The organism is Psychrobacter sp. 1Y4, assembly GCF_051847555.1.
On sequence record NZ_JBPYDE010000690.1, the window covers coordinates 1 to 650 of the forward strand.

The 650-nt window shown below is 40.3% G+C and carries 1 protein-coding gene; it reads left to right on the forward strand.

The annotated features are described in order from the left end of the window. Positions 1–210 precede the first annotated feature (210 nt). The coding region (locus ACS8FC_RS18355) for an AMP-binding protein (protein WP_439297843.1) at positions 211–650 on the forward strand (440 nt) is incomplete at its 3' end.

Sequence of the window (650 nt, forward strand, 5' to 3'; positions counted from 1 at the left end):
TTTAATCTTATTGCGGTCAGTGAAGCTTGCTGCTTTTACTGCGCCAAAACCGATTGGCATTTAGCAGGATGCTATTAACAGTAATCAGAATGACTCTACATTATACAAATAGTGTGGTTATAGCAGTTCATTCTGTATTAGTATGTCTTATTGCTACTTATTTATTACTATCTATAACTTATAAGCGCGACAAACAAGGAAGTTAGGTCTATGTCAAATATGTACCATGGTGCTCCCTCTGCCTATGATTATCCACTACTGGTCAAGCAGCTCTTAAACCGTGCAAAGACAGTGTCACAAGACCAAGAGATTGTCTATGCGGACAAAAAGCGACTCACTTATAAGGATTTGTTTGAGCGTATCAATCGCTTGGCCAATGTACTAGCAGGTTTAAATCTTAATGCAGGTGATATTATTGCCGTCATGGATTGGGACAGTCATCGCTACCTTGAGTCTTATTTTGCGGTACCGATGTCAGAGTACGTGCTACAAACTGTCAATATCCGTCTATCACCAGAAAAAGTCCTCTACACCATCAACCATGCCAAGCCTAAAGTGCTGATGCTCAACTCTGAGTTTGCGCCATTGGTCAAAGATTATCAGTTTGAAAATTCTAGTATCGAGCACATCATTTGGCTGGATGACAATGG